This is a genomic window from Streptomyces sp. SYSU D01066-1 (assembly GCF_054956795.1).
Genome location: NZ_JBUDHV010000072.1, coordinates 1 through 6,141 on the forward strand (window position 1 = coordinate 1; position 6,141 = coordinate 6,141).

At 70.7% G+C, this 6,141-nt stretch carries 6 protein-coding genes and 3 pseudogenes; 8 read left to right on the forward strand and 1 reads right to left on the reverse strand.

Annotated elements, in window-relative coordinates; translation table 11 throughout:
* Positions 1-103: 103 nt before the first annotated feature.
* The 3 genes and pseudogenes from ACY1JF_RS31740 to ACY1JF_RS31750 form a co-directional block, all read left to right on the forward strand.
* Positions 104-721 (forward strand): annotated as a pseudogene (locus ACY1JF_RS31740) (MobF family relaxase); the annotation flags it as partial.
* Positions 718-1,065 carry a hypothetical protein gene (locus ACY1JF_RS31745; protein WP_462708735.1) on the forward strand — a complete coding sequence of 116 codons (348 nt, stop codon included), beginning with the start codon at positions 718-720 and terminating at the stop codon, positions 1,063-1,065. The pseudogene ACY1JF_RS31740 and the gene ACY1JF_RS31745, both read left to right, overlap by 4 nt.
* 680 nt (positions 1,066-1,745) lie before the next feature.
* Positions 1,746-2,048: a hypothetical protein gene (locus ACY1JF_RS31750; protein ID WP_462708736.1), complete on the forward strand. Its 303-nt coding sequence runs from the start codon at positions 1,746-1,748 to the stop codon at positions 2,046-2,048.
* A gap of 10 nt (positions 2,049-2,058) precedes the next feature.
* On the opposite strand, the gene ACY1JF_RS31755 is transcribed toward ACY1JF_RS31750, so the two are convergent.
* A complete protein-coding gene (locus tag ACY1JF_RS31755; protein ID WP_462708739.1) occupies positions 2,059-2,652 on the reverse strand; it encodes a hypothetical protein in 594 nt (197 codons plus the stop codon).
* Between ACY1JF_RS31755 and ACY1JF_RS31760 the strand changes: the two are divergent.
* The 5 genes and pseudogenes from ACY1JF_RS31760 to ACY1JF_RS31780 form a co-directional block, all read left to right on the forward strand.
* Positions 2,557-2,937: pseudogene (locus tag ACY1JF_RS31760) on the forward strand (AMP-binding protein); the annotation flags it as partial. The gene ACY1JF_RS31755 and the pseudogene ACY1JF_RS31760 overlap by 96 nt on opposite strands.
* Positions 2,938-2,962: 25 nt before the next feature.
* Positions 2,963-3,115 carry a hypothetical protein gene (locus ACY1JF_RS31765; RefSeq protein ID WP_462708740.1) on the forward strand — a complete coding sequence of 51 codons (153 nt, stop codon included), beginning with the start codon at positions 2,963-2,965 and terminating at the stop codon, positions 3,113-3,115.
* A 411-nt stretch (positions 3,116-3,526) separates the two neighbouring features.
* Positions 3,527-4,354 carry a helix-turn-helix transcriptional regulator gene (locus ACY1JF_RS31770; RefSeq protein ID WP_462708737.1) on the forward strand — a complete coding sequence of 276 codons (828 nt, stop codon included), beginning with the start codon at positions 3,527-3,529 and terminating at the stop codon, positions 4,352-4,354.
* A gap of 111 nt (positions 4,355-4,465) precedes the next feature.
* Complete coding sequence (locus ACY1JF_RS31775; RefSeq protein ID WP_462708738.1) at positions 4,466-5,407, forward strand: NADP-dependent oxidoreductase; 942 nt, start codon at positions 4,466-4,468, stop codon at positions 5,405-5,407.
* A gap of 132 nt (positions 5,408-5,539) precedes the next feature.
* Positions 5,540-5,737, forward strand: a pseudogene (locus ACY1JF_RS31780) (MMPL family transporter); the annotation flags it as partial.
* Positions 5,738-6,141: the final 404 nt, after the last annotated feature.

Here is a 6,141-nt window from a genome sequence, read left to right on the forward strand (position 1 = left end):
ATCGACCTCATGAGCCGCCGAGTCACCCAGGAAACCACCACCAACTGGCGCGACACCTAACCCCGAACCAAACGGACACCAGCGAACCAAACGCTCACTCAAGCGCCGGCACCTGCTCGCCGAAGCCCGCCGCCACCTCGCCTACGTCCTACGCGGCCGACCTCACGAGCCGGGCCTGGACGACCAGATCGTGCAGACGGTCGTCGACGACTACACCCGGCCCGTCGGGCGCGGCCGGATGATGACCGCCGACCTGCGCGCCCTGTACCCCCGCGACACCGAGGACCAGGCCGTGCTGCGCCCGCTGACCCGCAAGCGGTCCGCGCCCCCGTACGAGCGGGCCCGCCTTGCCGCCGGCGCCCTGGCCGCCCGGGTCCGCGCCGCGCGGCGAGCGGAGCGCCTGGGTTCCCGCCCACGCCCGCACGCCGTCGCGGTGCCCGCCTCGAGGTCGTCGCATCCGCGGCCGTTCCACACCGGCCGGAAGGCCGGCCTGCCCGTGGAGCCGGAGCCCGGCGTCGACGTCGACACGGTGGAGCAGACCCGCCAGACCCTCGAAGCCGCCGCCGCGCAGGTGGCCGCCACGATCCAGGACAGCCGGCGGGCGCGCGAGGCCGCGCACGGCCTGCGTCCGCAGTCCGCCCCGGCGGCGGTCCCGCCGCCGCATACCCAGCAGCCCGGCGTCCAGCACGCGCCGGGCCGGAGTCCAGGAGGAGTCGCGTGAGTACCCCGGAAGACCAGCCCAGCCCCGAAGAGGCCCTCGCCCGCGCCCGCGATGCCCGCGCGGAGATGGCCGCCGCGCTCGACGAGGACCAGGTGCCCGAGGCCGATGAGCCCGTGGGGTGGCAGCCGGTCTGGAAGCGGCCCCGGACACCGAAGTCGAAGGCGGCCAAGAAGAGGGAGCTGCACAAGCAGCGCCGGCGGATCCAGGATGCCGCCAAGCGCCGCCTCGCCGCCGGGAACTCGCGCAGGCCCCGCTCCCGGCAGAGCCGGATCGGCAACGCGGCCGCGCGCCGGGATGCCCGAGCCCTGTCCCGGGTGCGGCACTCCAACGCCTGGCTGTGGTGACGATGCCGGGCATCGGCCACCGAGTGGAGCCCCCGATGTTTAGCATCCAATGGCGATGCACGACATCGGGTGGCCTCCACTCGGTGGGCTCCACCCAGTGGACTCCACCCGATGGCCTCCACTGAGCTCGATGGAGTCCGGTCTCACGTCTGCCGCGTGCGCATCACCCTGTCTCACAGAGCGCCGAAGTCCAAGGCGGCCAAGGAGAAGGAACTGCGCGAGCAACGCCGACGGCTCCAGGGCGCCGCCAGGCGCCGCCTCACCGCGGGGAACACGCGCCGGCCCCGCTCCCGGCAGGACCGCCTCGGCAACGCGGCCGCCCGCTGGGACGTCCGCGCCTGTCCCGGCTGCGGCACTCCAACGCCTGGCTGTGGTGACGATGCCGGAACCGTCTACTCGATGGAGCCCACTTGTCGGCGCCTCCAGACTTCGTGACTCTGTCAGTACGTGACTGCCGGACTCTCGGAGTCCGCCCACTGCGGCCGTGCGCATTGCGCACCAGCCGGACGCCACGGGTCGGTCCGGGGCCGACCGCCGGACACCGTCGGGCAGGGCCTGGTGACGGGGCGGGGGCGTGGCGTCGTACGGCCCTGCCTTCGGGTGATTCCTCGCGCCCTGTCCCCGGCCGGCGCCCTTCCTTACCGTAGGTGATGGAACGACTACGAACCGAGGAGGGGTGCATGCGTTCTCGCATTCTCACCGCCATCACCACCCTGGTCGCCGGCGCCCTGCTCGCGCTGGCCATGCCCACATCCGCCGGAGCCGCCAGCGGCCACTTCGACTACACCTCGGGCGGGATGGGGAAGACCCTCACCAATCCGGTCAACCTCCGGTGCTACTCCATCGCCGGCGCCACGGGGGTGTGGAACTACACCGACCGCAACGCCACCGTTTTCAAGGGGATCGAGTGCACGGGATCGCCCACCCTCGTGCGCAGCGGATACCACGCGGCCGGGAACTTCGAAAGCGTGAAGTTCAGCTGATCGCCCGTCATCAGGATCCTCCGTCGTTCTCGCGGTGAACGGTCTCCGTGAGGAGCGCTCTCCCGCCGCGCCGACCGGGCAGCGGCCGCGCGACGTCGTCGGCGCCGCCGGGCGTGGCCGGGGTGGTTGAGTGCACCTCTCGCCGCCGGGCGAGCGGGTCAGCTGGGGCAGTCCGGCCCGGGACCGAGCGGGCGTCGTCCGGCGCGCAGCACCATCTGCTGGTCGACGACGGCGGGGAGCGACTGCTCGGCGGCCCGGCACGGTGGGTTTCGGTGACGTCCTCGTGGTCGTCGGTGAGGAACTGCTGCGCGAAGTCGGTGACCGCGCGGGCGATGCCCTCCGTCGTGTCCCGTCCGGCCTGCGCCCAGATCCGCAGCGAGGCCACGAAGACGCGCCCGAGGGCCCCCAGGGCGAAGGTGTCCTCGCACGGCTCTCCGGCCTCCGGGCCGGGCAGCGCGGTGACCGGGGTGACGATGCGTTCGGCGACGTCGACGAGCAGGTGCGCGGGGTGCAGTTGAAGCGCATCCTGGACGACAGCGAACCGGCCCTCTTCTTCTCCGACACGCCGCAGTCCCTGGACATCGCCGCACGCAAGGGTGTACACACCGTCAGCAGCCCCGACGTCACTGCCTTGCTCGACTCCCGGCACGACGTGGAACCGGAACCGGTCACCGCGCCCCTCGCGGTCGCCCCGGTCTGCATGATCTACACCTCCGGCACCACCTCGCTGCCGAAGGCGGTGGTCAGCACCCACCAGCAGATGGTGTTCGCGGCCCAGGCAATTCAGCAGGTGCTGCGCTACGGCGATGACGACGTCGTCTACAGCCCTCTCCCGCTGTCCTTCGACTACGGGCTGTACCAGATCTTCCTGAGCGCCCTGGGCGGATCGCGTTTGCACCTGGCCACACCGGGCGATGCCGGACCGGCTGGCCGGTTGCGGCGCCACCGTCCTGCCTGCCGTACCGTCCCTGGCCGAGGACCTGGCGGCGCTGCTGCGGCACCGCCAGGACAGCGCCCCGCAGGCGCTGCGGATGCTCACCAACACCAGCGCGGCGATGCCCCAGTAGACACTGACCGACCTGAGGGCGGCCCTGCCGCGGCTGCGGGTGCACCTGGTGTCCGGGCTGACGGAGTGTAAACGCGCCACCATCATGCCCGCCGACGGGGATCTGGCACGGCCCGGTTCCAGCGGCAGGGCCTGCCGGAGCCGTCGATGCCCCGCCCGCGGGACTTGGTGGTACGCCTGAGACAAGATCACCGGACGCTACGAAACTCGGGGCAGCTCATCCTGCCGCTCCGGTAGGTCCCGAGCCAGTGGTCCGGGTGTTGGGGACGGTACCCGTCCGACCGGCAGATGCGCAGGCCCGGGTGAGCCGACCGGAGCTCAGCCAGGGACAACTTGTCCGCGGTTAGAACTGCCCTTCATCCGGTTCCTGGTTGGCGTCAAGATTGTCCTGTCGAACAGAGGAGGTCGGACGATGGACCGGGCGTTGCTGGCGGATTTCCTCCGCGCGCGTCGTGAGGCACTGCAGCCGGAGGAGGTGGGGCTTCCTCGCGGGCGGCGGCGCCGCACCGGCGGGCTGCGGCGCGAGGAGGTGGCTGTGCTGGCCGGGATGTCGACCGACTACTACAGCCGGATCGAGCAGCAACGCGGTCCGGCGCCGTCGGAGCGGATGCTCGCCGCACTGGCCCAGGCGCTGCGGCTCAACCCGAGCGAGCGCGACCACCTCTTCACCCTCGGCGGCATCGCGGCGCCGCGGCGGATCATACGTGACGACCACGTCGGTCCCACGATGATGCGGATCGTCGCTGGTCTCTCGGACGTGCCCGCCACCGTGCTGTCGCGATTCGGCGAGGCGCTGCTGCAGACGCGTCCGGCGGTCGCGCTGCTCGGCGACTTCACCCAGTACACGGGCATGTCCCGGTACCTGGTCTACCGCTGGTTCACCCATGATCCGCGGATCCGCGGCATCTTCCCTGTCGAGGACCATCCGATACGGGGCCGGGTGTTCGCCGCGGAGATCAGGGAGGCGTACACGGCGGACCCCACGGGCAAGGCCGGTGAGATCGTCGAAGCCCTGCTGGAGATCAGTCCCGAGTTCGCGAACATCTGGCGGCTGCACGAGGTGGGTGTGACCCACCACCACGACCTCAAGCGCTACCTGCACCCCGAGCTGGGAGAACTGGAGCTCTACTCCGAGATGCTGATAGATCCCGAGCAGTGCCAGCAACTGCTGGTCTACACCGCCACGCCCGGCTCCCCGAGCCATGACAAGCTCCAGCGCCTGAGCACGGTCGGCGACTGACGGCTGTCGTCCCTCACACATCTGAAGGCCTGCCTCGAGACCGAGGCAGGCCCAGGTCTCAGAATGCTTCACATTCGAAGCGTATCCCTGCCCTGAAAGGTGGCATTTGTTATGAAAGCAGTGCGTTTCCATGAGTACGGCGCTCCCGGCGTCTTGCGGTACGAGGACGTGGAGCAGCCGGTTCCCGGCGCGGGGGAGGTCCTGGTCCGGGTGGCCGCGACGTCGTTCAACCCGGTCGACGGCACCATCCGCGCGGGCTTCATGCAGGGCCCCATCCCGGTGACCCTGCCGCACACCCCCGGCATCGACGTCGCGGGCACGGCCGACGCTCTGGGCGAGGGTGTGGACAACGTCAGGGCCGGTGACCAGGTGATCGGCTTCCTGCCGATGACCGACGCCGGCGCGGCGGCGCAGTACGTCCTCGCACCGGCCGGCGTGCTGACGGCGGCGCCCGCGAGTATCCCGCTGGCCGACGCGGCCGGGCTGCCGCTGGCCGGGCTCACCGCCTGGCAGGCCCTTTTCGACCACGCCGAACTGACCGCCGGCCAGCGAGTGCTGGTCAACGGCGCGGGCGGCGCGGTCGGCGGCTACGCCGTGCAGCTGGCCAAGCACGCCGGCGCCCACGTGATCGCCACGGCCGGGCCGCGCAGCAGCGAACGCGTCAGGGCCGCGGGCGCCGACGAGGTCTTCGGCCACGGGCTTCCCGAACTGGACGCGCTGGTCGACGTCGTGCTCAACCTCGCCCCGGTCGAGCCGATGGAATTGACCGCCCTGACCTCCGTGGTCCGCGACGGCGGCATCGTGGTCAACACCACGGTCTGGATGCCCGCACCCCGCGACGAGGAACGCGGCGTGCGCGGCGTCAACCTCTTCGTCAACAGCGACGCCGCACAGCTGGCGCGGCTGGTGACGCTGGTCGACTCCGGAGCACTGCGCGTCGACATCGCCCGGCGGGTGCCGCTGGCCGACCTGCCGGCCCTGCACACGGAAGCCGCGGAAGGCGCGCTCTCCGGCAAGATCCTCGTCCTTCCCCCCGCCACCCCTCTCACCTAGGCAACCTTCCCCGGCACGGCGATCGCTTCGCGTGTGCCGGTCGGCGGTCAAGTAACCGTCGAGGGCTGCGTTCTGCCGAGCCTGGCGGAACGCGGCCCCAGCAAATCCATGCCGGCCACAGCCGGAATCTCCGGGCCCACCGCGGACCTCACTGTCACAGTCAAGTACGAGGCGCCGACGGACGAGGCCATCGACGCCGTGGGCGGGGTGTTGCGCGACGTCGCGCACGCCGATGCCCCGCAGGGCATCGAAGCCCTCGTCGGCGGGGTGTCCTCGATCTGCAAGGACATCGACACCGCGGTCAACCACGACTACCGGACGGTCTTCCCGTCGCCGCCCTGACAACGAATTCGCCAGCGCGAGCATGCTGTCGGCGATGACCTGCTCGAACAGTTCCTCCTTGGTCCCGAAGTGCGTAGATGGAGCGCTTGTTGGCCTTGGCGGTCTCGGCGATGCGGTCGATCCGGGTGTCGGCCAGGCCGTACGCGACGAACTTTTCGACGGCCGCTTTCATCAGGCGCCGCTTGGTCCTGGTTGCGTCGGGAGGTACGCCCTCACGGTACATAACCATCTGGTTATTTACGGGGAACGCCGACATGCTGTATGAATGTAACCAGTTGGTTACTCACCTGGGAGAACACCATGACCCGCACTTGGTTCATCACCGGTACGTCCTCCGGCTTCGGCCGTCACCTCACCGAACAGCTGCTCGCCCGGGGCGACAGGGTCGCCGC

Excerpts from the sequence above, each read along its gene's own strand:
- ACY1JF_RS31765 (WP_462708740.1), top strand. The coding sequence starts at position 2,963 with ATGCCGGACCGGCTGGCCGGTTGCGGCGCCACCGTCCTGCCTGCCGTA.
- ACY1JF_RS31770 (WP_462708737.1), top strand. The coding sequence starts at position 3,527 with ATGGACCGGGCGTTGCTGGCGGATTTCCTCCGCGCGCGTCGTGAGGCA.
- ACY1JF_RS31775 (WP_462708738.1), top strand. The coding sequence starts at position 4,466 with ATGAAAGCAGTGCGTTTCCATGAGTACGGCGCTCCCGGCGTCTTGCGG.
- ACY1JF_RS31750 (WP_462708736.1), top strand. The coding sequence starts at position 1,746 with ATGCGTTCTCGCATTCTCACCGCCATCACCACCCTGGTCGCCGGCGCC.